Source organism: Streptomyces sp. CNZ287, assembly GCF_007827615.1.
Genome location: NZ_VISV01000011.1, coordinates 144949 through 166870, shown reverse-complemented (window position 1 = coordinate 166870; position 21922 = coordinate 144949). Strand labels below are relative to the sequence as shown.

Below are 21922 nucleotides of genomic sequence, written 5' to 3'. Positions count from 1 at the left end.
ACCGTAAAGCGTGTGCAGTAGCAAATAACAGGGGGCGTGCGTCACGGTCGTGCAACAGCGCTCCGGTCATGCCGAGGCCCCGGCCGCACTGCCGCGCGAGCGGCGGGGCCGGGGCCCGGGGGCCTGCCCGGAACGGGCGGCTCTGCTCGGAACTCTCGCGTCTCAGACGCCCGAAGAGGAGGGCACCGAGTCGGTGGCCTCCGTCCACAGGTCTTGCTCGGCGCGATCCGCCTGGATCTGGCGGTACACGAGAAGCCCGCCCAGAGCGGCCAATGCGATCAGGAACAGCTTCTTCACCGCGCTACCTCGTCCTTCCAGAGACATTCGACTACGAAGCCCGATGATACACAGCGCAAACGACACCGGAGCCGGGCTCGGGACCGCGGCACCAGGATCGCTCCAGCTGCATAAACCCCCCTGTCACCCGATCATGCAGTAGTCCCGTGCCCTGAGCAGGGAGGAGATTACCAGGAGGCGCCCGGGAGGCCGGAGCTCAGCGCACCCGTCAGGTTCTCCTGACGGCAGCGGCCCAGGTGTTCGTTGTGCAGGGTGTGAACGCACCCATACGTGCCATCGCCGGCCGCGCTCAGGTGGGCCTGGGCACCGTGTACCGACACTTTCCGTACAGCTCAAGATCCACTTTCGACACGGCCTAAAAGACGTCGCGCAGGGTCTCCACGAGGCGGGCTATGTTCGCCTCGTCGCGGCGGTAGTAGGTCCACTTCCCCCGCCGGGTGGCGACCACCAACCCCGCTTGCCGCAGCATCGCGAGGTACTGCGAGGTGGTCGGCTGGCTCAGACCTGCACGTTGCCGGACGTCGGTCACGCAGACGCCAATCTCGACGTCGTCGGGATCCTGGCCGGGGAAGCTCATCGGCTCCTTGAGCCACACCAGCATCTGGCGGCGGGCCGGGTTGGACAGGGCCCGGAACACAGCCAGCAACTCCTCCTCCGAGAACACGCGCCCATCATAACAGATGCATTGGTGATTTGGAATATGTCAATCTAAGATTGACGCATGTCAACCTCGATGCGTGTGATGGAACTCGTCCGCTTCGGTGGCGCGGACACCGCGTTCGCCACCCGAGAGCTGCCACGGCCCACTCCGGGGCCCGGCCAGGTGCTGGTACGTGTGATGGCCACCTCCGTGAACCCCCTCGACCTGCAGACCCGGCGCGGCGACTACCGAGACCAGGTGGCGCTGCCCGCGGTCATCGGCAACGACGTGTCTGGCGTGGTGGCCGGGACCGGACCCGGGGCGGACGACTTCCGGCAGGGCGACGAGGTCTGGTACCTGGCGCCGGTGTTCGCCGGGCAGGGAACCTATGCCGAGTTCCACGTAGTCGACCAGGCTCTGGTCGCCCGCAAGCCCGCGCGCTTGTCGCACGTCGAGGCTGCCGGTCTCGCGCTTGTGGGCGTGACGGTGTGGGAAGCACTGGTCGAACGCGCCGGGTTGCGGGCCGGGGAGCGCGTCCTGGTGCACGGTGGAGCGGGCGGGGCCGGCTCGGTCGCCGTCCAGGTCGCCAGCGCGCTCGGGGCCGAGGTGGTGACCACCGCGCGGGCCAGGGATCACGAGTTCGTCACCGAACTCGGCGCCGACCTCGCGATTGACTTCTCGACCGGTGACTACGTGCCACAGGTCCGCGCGATGGGCGGGGTCGACGTCGTACTGGACACCGTAGGCGGGGACACCCTCACCCGCAGCCCGGAAGTCCTCGCCGACCGAGGCCGCGTGGTGTCCATCGTCGACAACTCCGAACCTCAGAACCTGCTCGCCGCGTGGGGCGTGAACGCGACCTACCACTTCGTCTTCGTCAGCCCCGGCCGGGCGAAGCTCGAGGCCCTCGGCCGACTGGTCGACCAGGGAGAACTCCGACCGGTGATCGGCGCCGTGCTACCGCTGGCCGACATCGCACAGGCGCACACGCTGCTGGAAGGCGGCTCTACCAGCGAGGGCCGCAGACGCCCCCGTGGCAAGATCGCCATCGCCGTGCGTCCCCTGGACCAGCCGCCGCACGGGACAGGGCCCCTGGCTCGGAAGAGCTAGGGTCTGTCTTCCATCTCGCGTCGTTCGCCCGCAGGGGGGGGCGGGGCAGGGGGCACCGCCCACGCCCTCCGGGGCGTAGGGGGAGGCTGGTGCGTGCGATCGCAAGGCGGAGGGCTGACCGCATAGGGGGCCTCTTCGGCCGATCCCGACAACGCAGCGAGCGTGCGTGCCAGACTCCCCCAGCGCGCTGCGCGCAATCGTGCGGCTGCCGAAGCGGGCCGAGAGCCGGGGTGCGAGCTGGGAGGCGATGACGGTCACCGGCGGGCTGCTCACGGGCGCCGGTTTCCTCTGGCAGGCGGCGGCGATGGACGCGGACGGCGCCTTCCTCTCCGCGATCCTCGGCCCGGCCCTCCCGATGGCCGCGGGCCAGGCCGTCCTGCTGGCGCTCCTCACGGACGTCTCCACGTCGGGCGTCGGCGAGCGGGACGCCGGCGGCGTCTCGGGCCTGGTCAACACCTCGCGCCAGATCGGCGCGGTGCCGGGCCTGGCGATCCTCGGCGCGGTCGCCTCCGCGGGCCACGGCGCCCCCGAGGACGGCTACGCCCGCGCCTTCCTGGCCGCGGGCCTCATCACCGCCGCCTCGATGCTCCTGGTCCCCTTCCTCCCCCGCCCGGGCAAGCAGACGCGACCGGTCTCCGGGTCCGTGGCCGCGTGAGCCCGGCGGCATGACAAAGCCGAAGGGCGCCCCCTCGTCACAAGGAGGCGCCCTTCGCCATTTCCGGTGCGGCTACCAGGACTTGAACCTGGGGCCTCATCCTTATCAGGGATGCGCTCTAACCGACTGAGCTATAGCCGCGCGCTGCACAGAGATTACCCCACCGCCGAGCCGCGGCCCAAATCGATAGCGGGCGTTACCCGGCGGGCGCTACTCGTCCTCCGCCAGCGTGACCTCGATGCCCCCGACGAAGCCCGCGGAGAGGTTGTAGATGAACGCGCCCAGCGTCGCCAGCGCCGTGGCGAGGACCACGTCGATCAGCGCCACCACCGCCGTGAAGCCGGCCACCCGGGGCAGCGACAGGAACGACTCCAGGTCGAAGCCGGCCGAGTCGTCCGAACCGGTGGCCTCGCTGATCGTGCCGCCGACCGTGCTGAAGACGCCCATCGCGTCCAGCACCATCCACAGCACCGTCACCGCCACGATCGTGCAGATGCCGAGCGCGATGGAGAGCAGGAAGCTGACCTTCATCACCGACCACGGGTCGGCCTTCGCGATCCGCAGCCGCGCCTTGCGGGTGCGCGGGACGGTCCTGGCGCCGGTACGCGACCTGCGTACCCCGGCGGCCGTCTGCTGCGCCTGCTCGTACGCCTGACCGCCGTGCCCCGCCGTGTGCCCCGCGGCGTGGCCGCCGGCCACGCCGCCCGGCGGGGTGTACGCCTGCGGCGGCTGGTGCGGCGCCGGCGGGGCGGCGGGGGCCGTCGACGGCGGGGGCATCGGGCCCTCGGGGGCGGCGGCGTACGGATACGCGTGCCCCTGCGGGTCCTCCGCGCCCCCGGCGCCGGAGGCACCGCGTCTGCGCCCGCGCCGGCCGCCGTGCCCGCCGCCGGCGTCGTCCGGACCCGGCGGGGGGTTCGGCTGGGCGTACCCCTCCGCCCTCGCCGGCCCGGCGCCGGCACCCGTGGCTCCACTCACGACCTACTCCTCGCCTTCACCGTCCGCGGCGGGGGACTGGGCCCCGGCGTCCGTGCTCCCGGCCTCGTCGGCGGCGACGGCGGCGTCGGCGGCCTCCTCGACCTCCTCCGCCTCCCGACCGGCTTCGGCGTTCCGCGCGATGCCGACCACGGCGTCCCGCTTCCCCAGGTTGATCAGTTGGACACCCATGGTGTCACGGCCCGTCTCCCTGACCTCGTCGACCCGCGTACGGATCACGCCGCCGCCGAGCGTGATGGCGAGGATCTCGTCCGACTCCTCCACCACCAGCGCGCCCACCAGCGAACCCCGGTCCTCCACCAGCTTCGCCGCCTTGATGCCGAGGCCACCTCGTCCCTGAACGCGATAGTCGTCCACGTTCGTACGCTTCGCGTAACCGCCGTCGGTGGCGGTGAACACGAACGTACCGGGCCGCACGACATTCATCGAGAGGAGTTCGTCACCCTCGCGGAAGCTCATGCCCTTCACACCGGAGGTCGCGCGCCCCATCGGGCGCAGCGCCTCGTCCGTTGCGGTGAACCGGATCGATTGGGCCTTCCTGCTGACGAGCAGCAGGTCGTCCTCGGGCGAGACCAGCTCGGCGCCGATCACCTCGTCCGGCGAGCCGTCGGGCATCTCCCGCAGGTTGATCGCGATCACGCCGCCCTGGCGGGGCGAGTCGTAGTCCTTGAGCACCGTCTTCTTCACCAGCCCGGCCTTGGTGGCGAGCACCAGGTACGGGGCGGCCGCGTAGTCCCGGATCGCCAGGATCTCCGCGATGTGCTCGTCGGGCTGGAACGCCAGCAGGTTCGCGACGTGCTGGCCCTTGGCGTCGCGGCCGGCGTCCGGCAGCTCGTACGCCTTGGCGCGGTACACCCGGCCCTTGTTCGTGAAGAACAGCAGCCAGTGGTGGGTGGTGGAGACGAAGAAGTGGTCGACGATGTCGTCCTCGCGCAGCCGCGTCCCGCGTACGCCCTTGCCGCCGCGCTTCTGCGCCCGGTAGTCGGTGCTCTTCGTCCGCTTCACATAGCCGCCGCGGGTGATCGTGACGACGATGTCCTCCTCGGCGATCAGGTCCTCGATGGACACGTCGCCGTCGAAGGGCACGAGCTGCGTGCGCCGGTCGTCGCCGAACTTCGCGACGATCGCCGCCAGCTCCTCGCTGATGATCAGCCGCTGCCGCTCGGGGGAGGCGAGGATCGCGTTGTAGTCGTCGATCTTCGCCTGGAGGTCGTCGTGCTCCGCGGTGATCTTCTGCCGCTCCAGGGCGGCCAGCCGGCGGAGCTGCATCTCCAGGATCGCGTTCGCCTGGATCTCGTCGATCTCCAGCAGGTCCATCAGGCCCCGGCGCGCGACGTCCACCGTCTGGGAGGCCCGGATCAGCGCGATGACCTCGTCGATGGCGTCCAGCGCCTTCAGCAGGCCGCGCAGGATGTGCGCCCGCTCCTCGGCCTTGCGCAGCCGGAAGGTGGTCCGGCGGACGATGACGTCGATCTGGTGCTCCACCCAGTGGCGGATGAAGGCGTCCAGCGACAGCGTGCGCGGCACGCCGTCGACCAGCGCGAGCATGTTGGCGCCGAAGTTCGTCTGCAGGTCGGTGTGCTTGTAGAGGTTGTTCAGCACGACCTTCGCGACGGCGTCCCGGCGCAGCACGATGACCAGGCGCTGGCCCGTCCGCGACGAGGTCTCGTCCCGGACGTCGGCGATGCCCGTCAGCCGGCCGTCCTTCACCCCGTCGGCGATCTTCTGCGCGAGGTTGTCGGGGTTGACCTGGTAGGGCAGCTCGGTGACGACCAGGCACTGCCGGTCCTGGATCTCCTCGACCTCGACCACCGCGCGCATCGGGATCGAGCCGCGGCCGGTGCGGTACGCCTCCTCGATGCCCTTGCGGCCGACGACCAGCGCGCCGCTGGGGAAGTCGGGGCCCTTGATGCGCTCCAGGAGGGCTTCGAGCAGCTCGTCGTTGGACGCCTGGGGGTGCTCCAGGTACCACTGCACCCCGTCGGCGACCTCGCGCAGGTTGTGCGGCGGGATGTTCGTCGCCATGCCGACCGCGATCCCCGCCGAGCCGTTGATCAGCAGGTTCGGGAAGCGTGCGGGCAGGACGGTGGGCTCCTGGGAGCGGCCGTCGTAGTTGTCCCCGAAGTCGACGGTCTCCTCGTCGATGTCGCGGAGCATCTCCATGGCGAGCTGCGCCATGCGGCACTCGGTGTAGCGCATGGCGGCGGCGGGGTCGTTGCCCGGGGAGCCGAAGTTCCCGTTGCCGTCGACGAGCGGCATCCGCATCGACCAGGGCTGGGCCAGCCGCACCAGGGCGTCGTAGATCGCCGAGTCGCCGTGCGGGTGGTAGTTGCCCATGACGTCGCCGACGACGCGCGCGCACTTGAAGTACCCGCGCTCCGGGCGGTAACCGCCCTCGTACATCGAGTACAGGACGCGGCGGTGCACGGGCTTCAGGCCGTCGCGGATGTCCGGCAGCGCACGCGAGACGATGACGCTCATCGCGTAGTCGAGATAACTGCGCTGCATCTCCGTCTCGAGCGAGACGGCGTCCACGCGCAGCACGATGCCGCCGTCTTCGCCCTCGCCGTCCGGCTGCGGGTCGGGGTTCTGGGGAGTGAGCTCGTCGGCCATTGCGGGTCTTTTCTACCTTTTCGAAGAGGTCTCGAAGGCGGTCGGTCGCACCCGGGCGGGGAGCCCCGGGAAACCCGGGCGGGAGGCCGCCCGGGCGGGGCCGACTCAGATGTCGAGGAAGCGGACGTCCTTGGCGTTGCGCTGGATGAACGAGCGGCGCGCCTCGACGTCCTCGCCCATGAGCACGGAGAACAGGTCGTCGGCCGCGGCGGCGTCGTCGAGCGTCACCTGGCGCAGTACGCGGTGCGCCTGGTCCATGGTGGTGATCCGCAGCTCCTCCGCGTTCATCTCGCCCAGGCCCTTGAAGCGCTGGATCGAGTCGTCCCTGATCCGCTTGGACTGCGAGCGGCCCAGCTCGATGAGCTGGTCCCGCTCGCGGTCGGAGTACGCGTACTCGAACTCGTCCCTGGTCCACTTGATCTTGTACAGCGGCGGCTGGGCCAGGAAGACGTGCCCGCCCTCGATCAGCGGGCGCATGAAGCGGAACAGCAGCGTCAGCAGCAGGGTCTGGATGTGCTGGCCGTCGACGTCCGCGTCGGCCATCAGCACGATCTTGTGATAGCGCAGCTTGCCGAGGTCGAAGTCCTCGTGGATGCCGGTGCCGAACGCCGAGATCAGCGCCTGCACCTCGGTGTTCTGCAGCACCCGGTCGATCCGGGCCTTCTCCACGTTGAGGATCTTGCCGCGGATCGGGAGGATCGCCTGGTACCGCGGGTTGCGGCCGGACTTCGCCGAGCCGCCCGCGGAGTCCCCCTCCACGATGAAGATCTCGCACTTGGACGGGTCGTTCGACTGGCAGTCGCTCAGCTTGCCCGGCAGCGACGCGGTCTCCAGCAGCCCCTTGCGCCGTGTCAGGTCGCGCGCCTTGCGGGCGGCCACACGGGCCGTCGCCGCCTGGATGGACTTGCGGACGATGTCCGCCGCCTCGTTCGGGTTCCGGTCGAGCCAGTCCGTCAGGTGCTCGTGCGTGACCTTCTGCACGAAGGTCTTCGCCTCCGTGTTGCCCAGCTTGGTCTTCGTCTGGCCCTCGAACTGGGGCTCGCCCAGCCGGACCGAGATGATCGCCGTCAGGCCCTCGCGGATGTCCTCGCCGGTGAGGTTGTCGTCCTTCTCGCGGAGCAGCTTCTTGTCCCGCGCGTACCGGTTGATCAGCCCCGTCAGCGCGGCCCGGAAGCCCTCCTCGTGCGTACCGCCCTCGTGGGTGTGGATGACGTTGGCGAAGCTGTAGACGCCCTCGCTGTACTGCGTGTTCCACTGCATCGCGATCTCGACCGACATCAGCCGCTCGGTGTCCGCGGCCTCGAAGTCGATCACCGAGGGGTGCACCGGCTCGCCCTTGCGCGAGTTCAGGTGGCGTACGAAGTCGGAGATGCCGCCCTCGTAGTGGTACGTGACGCTGCGCGCCTTGTCCTCGTCCTCGTCGCCCGCGGTGTCCGCGCCCGAGGTCTGCTTGGCCGCCGCCCGCTCGTCGGTGAGCGAGATGGTGAGGCCCTTGTTGAGGAACGCCATCTCCTGGAAGCGGCGCGACAGCGTCTCGAACGAGTAGTCCGTCGTCTCGAAGACGTCGCCGTCCGCCCAGAACGTGACCGTGGTGCCGGTCTCGTCCGTCTCCTCGTTCCGCGCCAGCGGCTCGGTCGGGATGCCCAGCTTGTAGTCCTGCGTCCAGCGGTAGCCATCGGTCTTGACCTCCACCGACAGGCGGGTCGAGAGCGCGTTCACGACCGAGACGCCGACGCCGTGCAGACCGCCGGAGACCGCGTAGCCGCCGCCGCCGAACTTGCCGCCCGCGTGCAGGACGGTCAGCACGACCTCCACCGCGGGCTTGTTCTCCGACGGCACGATGCCCACGGGGATGCCGCGGCCGTTGTCGACGACGCGCACGCCGCCGTCGGCGAGCAGCGTCACCTCGATCGTGTCCGCGTGGCCGGCCATCGCCTCGTCCACCGAGTTGTCCACGACCTCCTGCACCAGGTGGTGCAGACCGCGCTCACCGGTCGAGCCGATGTACATGCCCGGGCGCTTGCGTACGGCGTCGAGGCCCTCCAGGACCGTGATCGCGTTCGCGTCGTACGCCGCGTCCTCGACGGCCTCCGCCTCCGCGCGCGCGTGCGCCCGTGCGGCCTCAGCGGCCGCCTCCGCGGCGCCGTCGGCGCCTGGAGGCACGTTCTCGCTGGCAGGGATGTTCTCGTTGGAGTTGCCGGAATCGGCCACGAAGCGCCCTTTCTGGCACAGCACGGGCCACTCTCCTGGCTGAGCGGGGAGCGGCCGCGTCGTTGTTGGTCAGCGTGTTCCGCAAGTGGGCGGGTTGCTCCCAGTCTACCGGTAGCCCACGACAGAATGGCGGTTTGCCGGTGCCTGAACCCGCATGTGGCGCCCTGAACATCTGCCCACCGAGGGGGACTGCACACACCGGGGCCTGCAGAGCCTCTGAGCGCCACTCAGCGCTTCGGGGCGTCAACCATCAGCTACTGTGACCGACCTCACTCCATCACAGGTTTACCGCCGGGGTTCAGCAGAAGGTAGGGGGCTACCCGTACGTGTCCCCGGGCCCCTGGCTCCCCGGCGCCCGCAGCGGCCCGAAGCGCCGCCCGCCGCCGCCGGGACCCACCACTTTGATCAGCTTCACGGTGCCGTGGCCCAGCTCCTCGTTGAGCCGCGCCACCAACTGCGGCGCCAGCAGCCGCAACTGCGTCGCCCACGCCGTGGAGTCGCACGCCACCACGAGCACCCGCTCCTGCTCGTCGTACCGCTCGGGCGCGCAGTGCTGCGCCACCTCGGGACCGACGAGCTGCGGCCAGCGGCCCATCACGCCGCCCACCGCCGCCGGCGCCTCCCAGCCGCGCTCGGTGATCAGCCTGCTCACCGCGGCACCCAGCGGCAGCGGATCGCGGCCGTCGGCGCGGGCGCCCGAGCGCAGCCCGCCGCCGCGGCGGGCCTGCCGGCGCTGCTGCGCCGCCGCCCCCCGCGCCCGGGCCTCCGCCCGCGCCGCCCGCAGGGCCACACGCGCCAGGTCGACCCCGGAGGGCTCGGGCGCGGCGGGGGACTCCGCGGCCCCGGAGTCCGCGGACGGGTCCTGGCGGGCGCCCCCGGGGCGTACGGGCTCCTCGCTCATCCGCGCTCCACCCGCCCGTCGGCCACCGTGAACCGCGCCCCCGCCAGCACCTCCGGCACGTCCTCCGCCACCGCCGCCGTCACGAGCACCTGCTCGCCGGGCGCCACCAGCTCCGCCAGCCGCTCCCGCCGCCGCGCGTCCAGCTCCGCGAACACGTCGTCCAGCACCAGCACCGGCTCCCCGCCGCCCTCGCCGCGCAGCAGCTCGTACGACGCGAGCCGCAGCGCCAGCGCGTACGACCACGACTCCCCGTGCGACGCATAGCCCTTCGCCGGCAACTCGCCCAGCTTCAGCACCAGATCGTCGCGGTGCGGACCGACCAGCGTCACGCCCCGCTCGATCTCCTGCTTCCGCGCCTCCGCCATCGCCTCCAGCAGCAGGCCCGCGAACTCCTCGCGCGTACGCGCCTCCGCGAACCGCCCGCCCGCCGGCGACCTGTACTCGAACGCCGTCGGCCCGCCGCCCGGCGCCACCTGCTCGTACGCCTTGTCCACCAGCGGCTGCAGCACCGCGATCAGCTCCAGCCGCTGCGCCAGCAGCTCCGCCCCGGCCCGTGCCAGATGCTGGTCCCAGACGTCCAGCGTCGACAGGTCGAGCTGCCGCCCGCCGTGCCGCCGCGCCATCGCGGCCGTCTTCAGCAGCGTGTTGCGCTGCTTGAGCACCCGGTCGTAGTCGCTGCGCACTCCCGCCAGCCGCGGCGCCCGCGCCGTGATCAGCTCGTCGAGGAAGCGGCGCCGCTGGTCCGGGTCGCCCTTGACCAGCGCCAGGTCCTCCGGCGCGAAGAGCACGGAACGCAGCACGCCCAGCAGATCGCGCGGCCGCACCTGCGAGGAGCGGTTCAGCCGCGCCCGGTTCGCCTTGCCCGGGTTCAGCTCCAGCTCCACGAGCTGCTGCCGGCCGTCCTGCGTCACCGCGGCCCGGACCACCGCACGCGCCGCGCCCATGCGCACCAGCGGCGCGTCCGCGGACACCCGGTGGCTGCCCAGGGTCGCGAGATAGCCGACCGCCTCGACCAGGTTCGTCTTGCCCTGGCCGTTCGGCCCGACGAAGGCCGTCACCCCCGGGTCGAGGGGCACCTCCGCCCGCTCGTACGAACGGAAGTCGGCCAGCGAGAGATGAGACACGTGCATGGCCCGACGCCGACCTCCCCAGGCACTCGGCCGATTCAGCTTCGATTCAGCTTGGGCGAACAGCGGGCCGGCGCTCCCGCCGGCCGCCCGGCAGAGCTACTTCTCCTCCTTGACCGCGTGGCCGCCGAACTGGTTCCGCAGCGCGGCGATCATCTTCATCTGCGGCGAGTCGTCCTGGCGCGAGGCGAACCGGGCGAAGAGCGACGCCGTTATCGCCGGCAGCGGCACCGCGTGGTCGATCGCCGCCTCCACCGTCCACCGGCCCTCGCCGGAGTCCTCCGCGTACCCGCGGAGCTTGCCCAGGTGCTCGTCGTCGTCCAGCGCCCGGACCGCCAGGTCCAGCAGCCAGGAGCGGATGACCGTGCCCTCCTGCCAGGAGCGGAAGACCTCGCGCACGTCGGTGACCGAGTCGGCGGCCTCCAGCAGCTCCCAGCCCTCGGCGAATGCCTGCATCATCGCGTACTCGATGCCGTTGTGGACCATCTTCGCGAAGTGCCCCGCGCCGACCTTGCCGGCGTGGACGGCGCCGTACTCGCCCTCCGGCTTCAGCGCGTCGAAGACGGGCTGCACCCGCGCCACGTGCTCGGCGTCGCCGCCGTACATCAGCGCATAGCCGTTCTCCAGGCCCCACACGCCCCCGGAGACACCGCAGTCCACGAAGCCGATGCCCTTCGCCCCCAGCTCCACGGCGTGCTTCTCGTCGTCCGTCCAGCGCGAGTTGCCACCGTCCACGAGCACGTCGCCGGGCTCCAGCAGCTCGGCCAGCTCGTCGACGGTCGACTGCGTGGCCGCGCCCGCGGGCACCATCACCCACACCACACGGGGGGCGGGCAGTGCGTCCACAAGCTCCCGCAGGCTGTGGACATCGGCCCTGTCCGGGTTGTGGTCGTACCCCACGACGGTGTGGCCCGCGCGCCGGATGCGCTCACGCATGTTCCCGCCCATCCGGCCGAGACCCACAAGACCGAGCTCCATCACTGCCCCTTCGTCCGCCTGTGCGTCCTATCGGGTCCGAGCCTACGCCGGGCCTCAGCCGCTCAGCCGCACGGGCATGATCAGGTACTTGTACGCCTCGTCCGCCTCGGCGTCGAGCGCGGGCTTGCCGCTGAGCAGCGCCGGCTTCGTCGACGTCGTGAACGAGAGCTGCGCGGCGGGAGAGTCGATCGCGCTCAGCCCGTCGAGGAGGAAGAGCGGGTTGAAGGCGATCGAGATGTCGTCGCCCTCCAACTGTGCGTCCACCCTTTCCACAGCCTGTGCATCGTCGCTCGACCCCGCCTCCAGGGTCAGCACGCCCTGCTCGAAGCTCAGCCGCACCGGCGTGTTCCGCTCGGCCACGAGCGCCACGCGCTTGACGGCCTCGACGAACGGCGGGGTCTCGATGACCGCCACCGAGTTGAACTCCGTGGGGAACAGCGTGCGGTACTTCGGCAGGTCGCCCTCGATCAGCCGCGTCGTCGTCCGCCGGCCGGCGCCCTCGAAGCCGATCAGGCCCTCGCCCGCGCCGGCGCCCGACAGCGCGAGCGTCACGATGTCGCCGCTGGTCAGCGACTTGGCCGTGTCCAGCAGCGTCTTGGCGGGGACGAGCGCCACCGAGGAGGCATCGGCGGTCTCCGGCTTCCACAGGAACTCGCGGACCGCGAAGCGGTACCGGTCCGTGGAGGCCAGCGTGACCGTGTCGCCCTCGATCTCGATGCGCACGCCCGTGAGCACCGGCAGGGTGTCGTCCCGGCCGGCTGCGATGGCGACCTGCGAGACGGCGGCGGCGAAGACCTCGCCGGAGACCGTGCCGGTCGCGGTCGGCATCTCGGGCAGCGCCGGATACTCCTCCACAGGCAGGGTGTGGAGTGTGAACCGCGAGGAGCCGCAGACCACGGTGACCCGGACGCCGTCGGTGGAGATCTCCACAGGTCTGTTGGGAAGTGCGCGCGAGATGTCGGCGAGCAGCCGCCCGGAGACGAGGACCTTGCCGTCCTCCTCCACGTCCGCCTCCACGGAGACGCGGGCGGAGACCTCGTAGTCGAAGCCGGAGAGGCTGAGCGTCCCGCCGTCCGCGCCGTCGGCCTTCAGCAGCAGTCCCGCGAGCACCGGCGCGGGCGGCCGGGCCGGGAGGCTGCGCGCTGCCCACGCCACTGCCTCCGCGAGTACGTCGCGCTCCACCCGGATCTTCACGGAGACCGCCTCCTGGTGCTCTCGGCCCTTGCCGGCTCGGTTGGTGTGGGGGACCAGTCTGACGCACGGCACCGACACAGGGGGCAGGTCGGGGTCAACTCGTCGCTGCCGCTCCTGGAGGCCGTCGACCGCACTTGTGCACAGGCCCCGCTTCGAAGCGGATTCCGAGCTAGCTACGTGTAGAGGTAGTAGTAGGGCTTGTGGAAACCGTGGAAAACCTTGTCTGCGCAGGTCAGCCCGCGAATTTTGCCCACAGGCGGGTTGGGGACGAAGAGTGGATAACCCGCTGTTCCTGTGGACGATGCGCGGCTGTACACAGGCCGTTCACAGGCGGGGGCCACTTAGCCACAGCTCCGTCCCCAGAGTTACCCGGGTTTCTGCACAGCCAATCCTGCTTCTCGGTGTGACGGCTTTCACTCGACCTGGTGAAGGGGCGCGTTGCGTTGCCGAACAGTGGACAAACTTGTGGACAGGCTGTGTACAGAGCGGGGTTTTCTGTGGGTGAGTGGTCTTCCGCGGTGGACAGCGCTCGGCGCCGATCGGACCGGCGGACGGTGTCCACAGGGTGTGGGCAACGCTCACCCACAAATCCACACCCCCATGAGCTGCGCGGACGCGAGTTGTCCAGACTGCGTCCACACCCGCCCGTGGGTAACTCGCCGATCCCCAGGGTGTGGACGGCGGAAAAGCCGCCGAGGTGTGGAGAAGCGCCTGGTCAGGGCCTGGAATCGAACACGGCGTGGGGGCTCGGCTGTTCGGGTACGTGCCGGGGGGCGTGCGGATGCGGCCGGACGCGTGCGGAAGACCTGTGCAGAACCGGCTGCCGGGGACGCGTGGGAGCCCGCGAGGCGCCGTGGAGCGGCGCGGGGCACGGTGGAGCGGCGCGGTGGAGCGGCGCGGTGGAGCGGTGGGGGACGTACGGACCGGCGGCGGGGCCGCTAGCTGTTCTTGATGCGGTTGGTCAGCTCGGTGACCTGGTTGTAGATCGAGCGCCGCTCGGCCATCAGCGCCCGGATCTTGCGGTCCGCGTGCATCACGGTGGTGTGGTCCCGGTTGCCGAACTGGGCGCCGATCTTCGGCAGGGAGAGGTCCGTCAGCTCCCGGCACAGGTACATGGCGATCTGGCGCGCGGTGACCAGCACGCGGCTGCGGGAGGAACCGCAGAGATCCTCCACCGTCAGCCCGAAGTAGTCGGCGGTGGCGGCCATGATCGCGGCGGCGGTGATCTCCGGGGCCGTGTCCTCGCCGCCGGGGATGAGGTCCTTCAGCACGATCTCGGTGAGCCCGAGGTCCACCGGCTGCCGATTGAGCGAGGCGAAGGCCGTGACCCGGATCAGGGCGCCCTCCAGCTCACGGATGTTGCGGGAGATCCGGGAGGCGATGAACTCCAGCACCTCCGGCGGTGCGTTCAACTGCTCCTGGACCGCCTTCTTCCGCAGGATCGCGATCCGGGTCTCCAGCTCCGGCGGCTGCACGTCGGTGATCAGGCCCCACTCGAAGCGGTTGCGGAGCCGGTCCTCCAGGGTGATCAGTTGCTTGGGCGGCCGGTCGCTGGAGAGCACGATCTGCTTGTTGGCGTTGTGCAGGGTGTTGAAGGTGTGGAAGAACTCCTCCTGCGTCGACTCCTTGCTCGCCAGGAACTGGACGTCGTCGACCAGGAGGATGTCCATGTCGCGGTAGCGCTTGCGGAACGTGTCCGCCTTGCCGTCGCGGATGGAATTGATGAACTCGTTGGTGAACTCCTCGGAGCTCACGTACCGCACCCGGGTGCCGGGGTAGAGGCTCCGGGCGTAGTGGCCGATGGCGTGCAGCAGGTGCGTCTTGCCCAGGCCGGACTCGCCGTAGATGAACAGCGGGTTGTACGCCTTGGCCGGGGCCTCGGCGACGGCGACCGCCGCGGCGTGCGCGAAGCGGTTGGAGGCGCCGATGACGAAGGTGTCGAAGAGGTACTTCGGGTTCAGCCGCGCGGTCGGCTCGCCCGGTCCCGTCGCCGGGGCGGGCTGGGCGGCGAGCGGGCCGGGCGCGCCGCTGGGCGCGGGCAGCTCGACGTTCCCCATGGCCTGCACCAGGGGCGGGATCGGGGCGCCGGAGGGGCTGTGCCCGCCCGTGTGCCCGCCCGTGTGCCCGCCCGTGTGACTGCCGGGGTGCGCGTACCGGTCGTGGGCGGGGCGCTGCGCGAGGTGGTCGTGGGCCGGGTAGAAGTCCGTGCCGTCGGGCCCCGCCGAGGTGTCCGGCTGGGTGCCGGGCGGGCCCGGGTGGTGGTCGGCGCGGGGCCAGGCGGCCGGCGCCGGGCGCGGCTGCGCGTACTCGGGGTACGTCGGGGCGGCGGTGGGGAGGCGGTCGTCCCCGGGCGCCGGGCGGCTGTACGCGTCGTACGGCGGCTCGGGCAGCGGCCCGCCGTGGCTCTGGTGCGGCGGCTGGTGGCTCTGATGCGTGGGCTGCGCGGCGGTGTGCGGCAGCGGCAGGTGCGGGGCGCCGGGGTGCGCGGCCTGCTCGTGCGCCGGCGGCTGCGGAGCCTGCGGGGAATGGGGTACGTGCGGGCCGTGCCCGCCCGACTCGGGGCCCGGCTGCGCCGGCGGGCCCTGCTGCGGCTTCGACTCCGGCTCACCGGGGCTGACGGTGACGGCCAGGCCGATGGGCTGGCGGCAGGCGTGGCTCAGCGCATCGGTGATCTTGGAGGCGAGACGGCCCTCGAAAACGCCCTTCGCGTACTCGTTGGGCACGGCCAGCACCGCGGTCCCGGCCACGAGGACGAGCGGCTGGCAGTCGCGCAGCCAGCGGTGGTCCTTGGCTTCGACGCCCTGTTCGTCCGCGAGTAGTCGCTCGAGCACGCGTGGCCACACTGCAGCGAGATCGGCAGGCAGGTCGGCCACGGGGCACGCTCTTTCAGGTCACGGCAGGTCACGAAGGTGTGATCTCGGGACGGGTGGGATGGATCCGCGCAAGGGTCGGAAGTCCAGCCACGGTAGTCACGCCGAGCTGCCCCATTCAAGTCGCTGTCCACAGGCTGTGCACAGTGTCCTGTGGCGTGTCGGCCGCACAGGGCGGGTTTGACCGGACGGCGGCCGCCCGCGTACCGTGTCGAGGTCGAGATGTCGACGGCTGCTGCCGCCTGCCTCCGATCAGTCTCAGGCCGCGACAGTGATCATGTCACGTGTCGGGCGATGACGAGCCGGCTCGAGGGCGCACGGTGGCAGCCGTTCGGCGCCTAACCACCCGTGACGAATCTCCTGGAGCCCCCGAGTGAGCAAGCGCACTTTCCAGCCGAACAACCGCAAGCGTGCCAAGACGCACGGCTTCCGGCTGCGTATGCGTACCCGCGCCGGCCGTGCCATCATCACGGCCCGTCGCACCAAGGGCCGCGCACGCCTGTCCGCCTGACCTCTTGGTGTGCTCGTGTTGCCCGCTGAGCACCGGCTGCGGCGGCGCGAGGACTTCGCCCGAGCGGTACGCCGCGGACGACGGGCCGGCCGCCCGCTGCTCGTCGTCCATCTGAACAGCGGCGGAGACCCGCATGCCGCCGGGGAGGACGCCTCCCCGACGCGTGCGGGTTTCGTCGTCAGCAGGGCCGTCGGACCGGCGGTCGCGCGCAACCTCGTCAAGCGTCGCCTGCGTCATCTCCTACGGGATCGGTTGGATCTGCTGCCCGCAGGTAGCCTGGTGGTCGTACGGGCGCTGCCCGGCGCCGCGGAGGCCGGCTACGACCGGCTGCGCGATGACCTGGACGCAGCGCTGGGGCGGTTGCTGGGAAGGGCGCCGCGATGAAGTATCCGCTGCTTTGGTTGATCAAGCTGTACCAGTGGACCCTCAGCCCGCTGCTGGGGCCGGTCTGCAAGTACTACCCGTCGTGCTCGCACTACGGCTATGAGGCGATCAGGCTGCACGGTGCGGTCAAAGGCACGGGCCTGACCGCCTGGCGCATCCTGCGCTGCAACCCGTGGTCGCTCGGCGGGGTCGATCACGTTCCGCCCCGTAAGCATCCGGTCTGGCACCAGCGGCTGCGCAGCCGGCTGGGCAAGACGCAGCCCAAGGCCCAAGGAGCCTGATTCGTGGACACGGTCCTCAAACCTCTCTATATCGCCGTTTCCTGGATCATCGTCCAGTTCCACTCGCTGTTCAGCCTGGTCTTCGACCCGGCCAGCGGCTGGGCATGGGGGCTGTCCATCGTGGCGCTGGTGGTCGTCATCCGGATCGCGCTGATCCCGCTCTTCGTGAAGCAGATCAAGGCGACGCGGAACATGCAGGTGCTCCAGCCGAAGATGAAGGCGATCCAGGAGCGCTACAAGAGCGACAAGCAGCGCCAGTCCGAGGAGATGATGAAGCTGTACCGGGAGACGGGTACCAACCCGCTCTCGAGCTGTCTTCCGATCCTCGCCCAGTCGCCCTTCTTCCTGGCGCTCTTCCAGGTGCTGAACAAGATCGCCGGTAACCACGAGGTCGGCGTCCTCAACGCCACGCAGGTCGCGGAGGCCCGGCAGGCCCACGTCTTCGGTGCCCCGATCGCGGCGAAGTTCATGGACAGCGCCGGCAAGGTGGAGAGCCTCGGCGCCACGCTCGCCGACGTGCGGGTCGTCACCGTCATCATGATCGTGCTGATGTCGGGGTCGCAGTTCTACACGCAGCGCCAGCTCATGACGAAGAACGTCGACCTCACGGTCAAGACGCCGTTCATGCAGCAGCAGAAGATGCTGATGTACATCTTCCCGGTCATGTTCGCCGTCTTCGGCATCAACTTCCCGGTCGGCGTCCTCATCTACTGGCTGACCACCAACGTCTGGTCCATGGGCCAGCAGATGTACGTGATCAAGCGGAACCCCACCCCGGGCAGCAAGTCCTACGCGCACCTGCTGGAGCGCATGCAGAAGCACGTCATCGACCGCGGCGGCGTGCGCGGCCGCCGCGACCGCTACGTCGTCAAGCAGATGGTCGCCAAGGGCAAGGACCGCAACGAGGACGAGCGGAAGTTCGTCTCCGCGCTCGCCAAGCACGACCTGCTCCCTCAGGCGGACGGCACCATCGTCAAGAGCGAGACGCCGCTGGCGGACGCCAAGCCCGGCAGCGGCGACCCCAGCCGGCGGCAGCAGCCGAAGCGGCAGTCGAAGTCCCAGCGCCGCAGCCACGCCCAGTCCGGCGGCTCCGGCCAGCGGCAGGAGGACGCGGACGGCGCCGCGGAACCCGAGGACAAGAAGCCCGCGTCGAGCGCCGCGAAGAAGAAGGCGGGCGGCTCATCCGGCCGCGGCGGTGCGGGTGGCAACGCCCGTAACGCGAAGTCCGGTCAGCGCAAGGGGCCGCAGCGGCCCAAGCACCCGTCGAAGAAGTAAGAAGGAGTCCCCACGTGACGGACACCGCGTCCACGACCGGCGAAACCGGTTCGGACACCGAGGCCCAGCCCGAGCAGCCCGAGGCCTCGGCCGAGGACGTCCTGACGCGCCTGGAGCAGGAAGGCGAGATCGCCGCCGACTATCTGGAGGAGCTGCTCGACATCGCGGACCTGGATGGCGACATCGACATGGACGTCGAGGGCGGCCGGGCCTCGGTGTCGATCATCGGCGAAGGATCGTCGGACCGCCATTTGCAGAAGCTGGTGGGGCGCGAAGGCGAGGTGCTGGAGGCGCTGCAGGAGCTGACCCGGCTGGCCGTGCACCGGGAGACGGGCGACCGCAGCCGGCTGATGCTGGACATCGCGGGGTTCCGGGCACGCAAGCGCGCGGAGCTGACCGAGCTGGGCACCGAGGCCGTCGAGCGGGTCAAGGAGAGCGGCGAGCCGGAGAAGCTGCGGCCGATGTCCCCGTTCGAGCGCAAGGTGGTGCACGACGCGGTGAAGGCCGCCGGGCTGCGCAGCGAGTCGGAGGGCGAGGAGCCCGAGCGGCGCGTGGTCGTGCTCCCGGCCTGACCGGAACGTCGTCGCTCCACCCCTGGGCCGGTTGTTCCGACCGGCCCAGACTGCTCCCCTGCCACCCGCCGTCGCCTGCCCGCCCGTGCTCCAGCGAGAGGACGTTCCCGTGTCCGAAGTAGCGGATCTTCCGCCGGCGCCGCAAGCCGCCGACAAGGTCTTCGGCGGTGCCCTTCCGGACGCGGTGCGCTACGCCGAGCTGCTGGCCGACACGGCGGTGACCCGCGGGCTGATCGGCCCGCGGGAGGTCCCCCGGCTGTGGGAGCGGCACCTGCTGAACTGCGCGGTGCTCGCCGAAGTGGTGCCCGACGGCGTCGCGGTCTGCGACGTCGGCTCGGGCGCCGGTCTGCCGGGCATCCCGCTGGCCCTCGTCCGTCCCGACCTGCGGATCACGCTGCTGGAGCCGTTGCTGCGGCGCACCCGGTTTCTGCAGGAGGTCACCGAGTTGCTGGGGCTGGAGCAGCAGGTGACCGTCGTCCGCGGCCGGGCCGAGGAGGTCCTCGGCACGCTGGAGCCGGTTCATGTGGTCACCGCGCGGGCGGTCGCCCCGCTGGACCGGCTGGCCGGCTGGGGCGTTCCGCTGCTGCGCCCGTACGGCGAGATGCTGGCGCTCAAGGGTGAGAGCGCCGAGGAAGAACTGCGTGCCTCGAAGGCCGCGCTGCACAAGCTCGGCGTCACGGAGACCGAGATCGTGCAGGTCGGAGCCGATGTGGTGGACCCGCCGGCGACCGTCGTACGGGCCGTGGTGGGCGAGAGTCCCGGAGGCGTACGCTTCGCCGCCAAGCGGGCCCGCGCCGCTCGCAAGGGCGGTCGCGGCGGGCACGGCCGACGCCGTTAGTCTGCTCGTATCCGAAAGAGGGCCGTTCGGTCCATTAAAGCCGCCTACCGTACATACACCGGAGTGTCGCTGCGGTGGTACCCGCGGGGCTGTGCATCGTGTTTCACGTGAAACATCGTTCGTTGCTCCCCGGGATCCTCAGCCGAGGACGCGGTGCCGCAGAGGCCCGCGAGCCGGCTGTGGATAAGGAATCATCCACAGGAGAACGGGCCTCGCTGGTTCGCGACCCCGAAAGCATGGCAGGCTCTGTGCAGTGCGAGTCTGAAGTCGAGGAGAGTGAATCCTTGCGGTCCGACGCCAATGTCGCGGGGCCGATGGCCGATCCGGTCCCCGGTCCCCGCTCCGAATCGGCGGATGTTTCACGTGAAACACCGCCTCCGATGGACGACACTCCGATCGGCCGTGCCGCTCAACTCGCCGTAGAGGCGCTCGGGCGGGCCGGTCAGGGTCTGCCACGCCCTGAGCAGACCCGTGTGATGGTCGTCGCCAACCAGAAGGGCGGGGTCGGCAAGACCACCACCACGGTCAACCTGGCGGCATCACTGGCCCTGCACGGGGCCCGGGTGCTGGTCATCGACCTCGACCCGCAGGGCAATGCCTCGACCGCACTGGGCGTCGACCACCACGCGGAGGTGCCGTCGGTTTACGACGTGCTGGTGGAGGCCAAGCCGCTGGCCGAGGTGGTGCAGCCGGTTCCCGATGTCGAGGGGCTGTTCTGTGCGCCGGCGACGATCGATCTCGCGGGCGCGGAGATCGAGTTGGTCTCGCTGGTGGCGCGGGAGAGCCGGCTGAAGCGGGCGATCGACGCCTACGAGCAGCCGTTGGACTACATCTTCATCGACTGCCCGCCCTCGCTCGGCCTGTTGACCGTCAACGCCATGGTGGCGGGCAACGAGGTGCTCATCCCCATCCAGTGCGAGTACTACGCGCTGGAAGGGCTGGGACAACTGCTCCACAACGTCGACCTGGTGCGCGGGCATCTCAACCCCCGGCTCCATGTGTCGACGATCCTCCTCACGATGTACGACGGGAGGACGCGCCTGGCCTCCCAGGTGGCGGACGAGGTCCGCGGCCACTTCGGCAACGAGGTGCTGAGGACCAGCATCCCGCGCTCGGTGCGCATCTCGGAGGCACCGAGCTACGGGCAGACGGTCCTCACCTACGATCCGGGGTCGAGCGGCTCGCTCTCCTATCTGGAGGCGGCCCGCGAGATGGCCCTGCGCGGTATGCCCAGACAGGGCGAAGCTCATCACGAGCGGCACGACGGAGGGGCTCAGTGACGGAACGACGCAGAGGGCTGGGTCGCGGGCTGGGGGCGCTGATCCCCGCCGCTCCCACTCCCGCCGATGACTCGGGACCGCTGGTCGGTGGCGCCACCATGTCGCCGGGAGCGGTGCCCGTCATAGTGTCGGAGCGGGCGCCGCAGCCTGAGCCACAGGGATACGAGGAGCAGGTGCCGCCGGAGCACGCCTACGAGGCGCCGCCGGCCGTCGAGGGTGCCGCGGACAGCGGCGAAGTGGCCGGTGCGCACTTCGCCGAGGTTCCGCTGGACGCCATCACGCCGAACCCGCGGCAGCCCCGCGAGGTGTTCGACGAGGATTCCCTCGCCGAACTGGTCACCTCCATCCAGGAGGTCGGGCTCCTCCAGCCGGTCGTCGTCCGCCGGCTGGGCTCGGACCGCTATGAGCTGGTCATGGGTGAGCGCCGCTGGCGTGCCTGCCGCGAGGCGGGCATGGAGCGGATTCCCGCGATCGTCCGCGCCACGGACGACGAGAAGCTCCTCCTGGACGCACTGCTCGAAAACCTGCATCGAGCACAGCTCAACCCGCTGGAAGAGGCGGCCGCCTACGACCAGTTGCTGCGGGACTTCGAGTGCACGCACGACCAGCTCGCCGACCGGATCGGCCGCTCCCGTCCGCAGGTCTCCAACACGCTGCGGCTGCTGCGGCTCTCGCCGCCCGTGCAGCGACGGGTGGCGGCCGGGGTGATCTCGGCGGGCCATGCGCGGGCGCTGCTCTCCGTGGAGGACGCCAGCGAGCAGGACCGGCTGGCGCACCGCATCGTGGCCGAGGGGCTGTCGGTGCGGGCCGTCGAGGAGATCGTGACCCTGATGGCATCGGAGCCCAAGACCGGGCGCCGGCCGAAGGCGCCGCGTGCGGGCAACCGGATGTCTCCGGCGCTGACCGATCTGGCGTCCCGGCTCTCCGACCGCTTCGAGACCCGGGTGAAGGTCGACCTGGGGCAGAAGAAGGGAAAGATCGTCGTCGAGTTCGCCTCGATAGAGGATCTGGAGCGCATCCTCGGATCGATGGCTCCCGGCGAGGGCAGGGTGCTGGAGAAGAAGCTGAGCGACGAGGACGCCGACGAGGACGAGTGACCCCTCCCCTCGATTTCACGAGACAGGCCGCGGAGGGAATCCGCGGCCTGTTTTGTCGTCTCCGGATACGATGCATACGGGTATCGAGGGGGATG

The 21922-nt window shown here is 70.6% G+C and carries 20 protein-coding genes, 1 tRNA gene and 1 pseudogene; 11 read left to right on the top strand and 11 right to left on the bottom strand.

The genetic code is table 11. The annotated features are described in order from the left end of the window. Positions 1–162: 162 nt before the first annotated feature. Positions 163–297 (bottom strand): DLW-39 family protein, encoded by a 135-nt coding sequence (locus tag FB457_RS35705; RefSeq protein WP_018838829.1) that lies wholly within the window; start codon positions 295–297, stop codon positions 163–165. Between the two features lie 188 nt (positions 298–485). Between FB457_RS35705 and FB457_RS20875 the strand changes: the two are divergent. After that, a pseudogene (locus FB457_RS20875) lies at positions 486–623 on the top strand (TetR family transcriptional regulator); the annotation flags it as partial. 29 nt (positions 624–652) lie between these two features. On the opposite strand, the gene FB457_RS20870 reads toward FB457_RS20875, so the two are convergent. Beyond that, positions 653–961, bottom strand: coding sequence for an ArsR/SmtB family transcription factor (locus FB457_RS20870; RefSeq protein ID WP_047016810.1), 309 nt, complete (start codon positions 959–961; stop codon positions 653–655). Between the two features lie 57 nt (positions 962–1018). Between FB457_RS20870 and FB457_RS20865 the strand changes: the two genes are divergently transcribed. Then, complete coding sequence (locus FB457_RS20865; protein ID WP_047016809.1) at positions 1019–2047, top strand: zinc-binding dehydrogenase; 1029 nt, start codon at positions 1019–1021, stop codon at positions 2045–2047. A gap of 166 nt (positions 2048–2213) precedes the next feature. Next, positions 2214–2702, top strand: coding sequence for an MFS transporter (locus FB457_RS20860; protein ID WP_253911309.1), 489 nt, complete (start codon positions 2214–2216; stop codon positions 2700–2702). Positions 2703–2769: 67 nt separating this feature from the next. Here the strand turns inward: FB457_RS20860 and FB457_RS20855 are convergent. From FB457_RS20855 to dnaA, 9 genes are all read right to left on the bottom strand, one after another. Continuing rightward, positions 2770–2843, bottom strand: a tRNA-Ile gene (locus FB457_RS20855). A gap of 69 nt (positions 2844–2912) precedes the next feature. Then, a complete protein-coding gene (locus tag FB457_RS20850) occupies positions 2913–3677 on the bottom strand; it encodes a DUF3566 domain-containing protein (protein ID WP_047016807.1) in 765 nt (254 codons plus the stop codon). Positions 3678–3680: 3 nt separating this feature from the next. Continuing rightward, complete coding sequence (gyrA, locus tag FB457_RS20845) at positions 3681–6308, bottom strand: DNA gyrase subunit A (protein WP_145782789.1); 2628 nt, start codon at positions 6306–6308, stop codon at positions 3681–3683. A 105-nt stretch (positions 6309–6413) separates the two neighbouring features. After that, positions 6414–8543, bottom strand: coding sequence for a DNA topoisomerase (ATP-hydrolyzing) subunit B (gene gyrB / locus FB457_RS20840; RefSeq protein WP_047016805.1), 2130 nt, complete (start codon positions 8541–8543; stop codon positions 6414–6416). Positions 8544–8835: 292 nt separating this feature from the next. Beyond that, positions 8836–9420: a DciA family protein gene (locus FB457_RS20835; protein WP_047016804.1), complete on the bottom strand. Its 585-nt coding sequence runs from the start codon at positions 9418–9420 to the stop codon at positions 8836–8838. Then, the gene (recF, locus tag FB457_RS20830) at positions 9417–10550 is read right to left on the bottom strand and encodes a DNA replication/repair protein RecF (protein WP_145782787.1); all 1134 of its coding nucleotides are present in this window, start codon (positions 10548–10550) and stop codon (positions 9417–9419) included. The genes FB457_RS20835 and recF overlap by 4 nt, the downstream gene beginning before the upstream one ends. 96 nt (positions 10551–10646) lie before the next feature. After that, complete coding sequence (gnd, locus tag FB457_RS20825) at positions 10647–11525, bottom strand: phosphogluconate dehydrogenase (NAD(+)-dependent, decarboxylating) (protein ID WP_047016802.1); 879 nt, start codon at positions 11523–11525, stop codon at positions 10647–10649. 54 nt (positions 11526–11579) lie between these two features. Further along, the gene (gene dnaN / locus FB457_RS20820; protein ID WP_047020125.1) at positions 11580–12719 is read right to left on the bottom strand and encodes a DNA polymerase III subunit beta; all 1140 of its coding nucleotides are present in this window, start codon (positions 12717–12719) and stop codon (positions 11580–11582) included. A 938-nt stretch (positions 12720–13657) separates the two neighbouring features. Continuing rightward, positions 13658–15550, bottom strand: a complete 1893-nt coding sequence (dnaA, locus tag FB457_RS20815; protein ID WP_486589089.1) for a chromosomal replication initiator protein DnaA — start codon at positions 15548–15550, stop codon at positions 13658–13660. A gap of 412 nt (positions 15551–15962) precedes the next feature. On the opposite strand from dnaA, the gene rpmH reads away from it, so the two are divergent. From rpmH to FB457_RS20775, 8 genes are all read left to right on the top strand, one after another. Next, entirely contained in the window at positions 15963–16100 is a 138-nt protein-coding gene (gene rpmH, locus FB457_RS20810) for a 50S ribosomal protein L34 (RefSeq protein WP_027773413.1), read from the top strand. Between the two features lie 15 nt (positions 16101–16115). Beyond that, on the top strand, positions 16116–16484 hold the full coding sequence (gene rnpA / locus FB457_RS20805) for a ribonuclease P protein component (protein ID WP_047020124.1): 369 nt from the start codon (positions 16116–16118) through the stop codon (positions 16482–16484). Beyond that, positions 16481–16765, top strand: coding sequence for a membrane protein insertion efficiency factor YidD (gene yidD / locus FB457_RS20800; RefSeq protein WP_145782785.1), 285 nt, complete (start codon positions 16481–16483; stop codon positions 16763–16765). The genes rnpA and yidD overlap by 4 nt, the downstream gene beginning before the upstream one ends. A 3-nt stretch (positions 16766–16768) precedes the next feature. Continuing rightward, positions 16769–18040: a membrane protein insertase YidC gene (yidC, locus tag FB457_RS20795; RefSeq protein WP_047016800.1), complete on the top strand. Its 1272-nt coding sequence runs from the start codon at positions 16769–16771 to the stop codon at positions 18038–18040. Positions 18041–18141: 101 nt separating this feature from the next. After that, complete coding sequence (locus FB457_RS20790) at positions 18142–18612, top strand: Jag family protein (protein WP_047020123.1); 471 nt, start codon at positions 18142–18144, stop codon at positions 18610–18612. Positions 18613–18721: 109 nt separating this feature from the next. Then, on the top strand, positions 18722–19450 hold the full coding sequence (gene rsmG / locus FB457_RS20785) for a 16S rRNA (guanine(527)-N(7))-methyltransferase RsmG (protein ID WP_145782784.1): 729 nt from the start codon (positions 18722–18724) through the stop codon (positions 19448–19450). A 236-nt stretch (positions 19451–19686) separates the two neighbouring features. Then, positions 19687–20730: a ParA family protein gene (locus tag FB457_RS20780; protein ID WP_078898328.1), complete on the top strand. Its 1044-nt coding sequence runs from the start codon at positions 19687–19689 to the stop codon at positions 20728–20730. Then, positions 20727–21827, top strand: coding sequence for a ParB/RepB/Spo0J family partition protein (locus FB457_RS20775; protein ID WP_173534860.1), 1101 nt, complete (start codon positions 20727–20729; stop codon positions 21825–21827). Before FB457_RS20780 ends, FB457_RS20775 begins: the two co-directional genes overlap by 4 nt. Positions 21828–21922 lie beyond the last annotated feature (95 nt).

Bases quoted from the DNA above. Each gene is read 5' to 3' on its own strand.
- FB457_RS20865 (WP_047016809.1), top strand. From the start codon at position 1,019: ATGTCAACCTCGATGCGTGTGATGGAACTCGTCCGCTTCGGTGGCGCG.
- gyrA (WP_145782789.1), bottom strand. From the start codon at position 6,308: ATGGCCGACGAGCTCACTCCCCAGAACCCCGACCCGCAGCCGGACGGC.
- FB457_RS20835 (WP_047016804.1), bottom strand. From the start codon at position 9,420: ATGAGCGAGGAGCCCGTACGCCCCGGGGGCGCCCGCCAGGACCCGTCC.
- recF (WP_145782787.1), bottom strand. From the start codon at position 10,550: ATGCACGTGTCTCATCTCTCGCTGGCCGACTTCCGTTCGTACGAGCGG.
- gnd (WP_047016802.1), bottom strand. From the start codon at position 11,525: ATGGAGCTCGGTCTTGTGGGTCTCGGCCGGATGGGCGGGAACATGCGT.
- yidD (WP_145782785.1), top strand. From the start codon at position 16,481: ATGAAGTATCCGCTGCTTTGGTTGATCAAGCTGTACCAGTGGACCCTC.
- FB457_RS20780 (WP_078898328.1), top strand. From the start codon at position 19,687: ATGGCAGGCTCTGTGCAGTGCGAGTCTGAAGTCGAGGAGAGTGAATCC.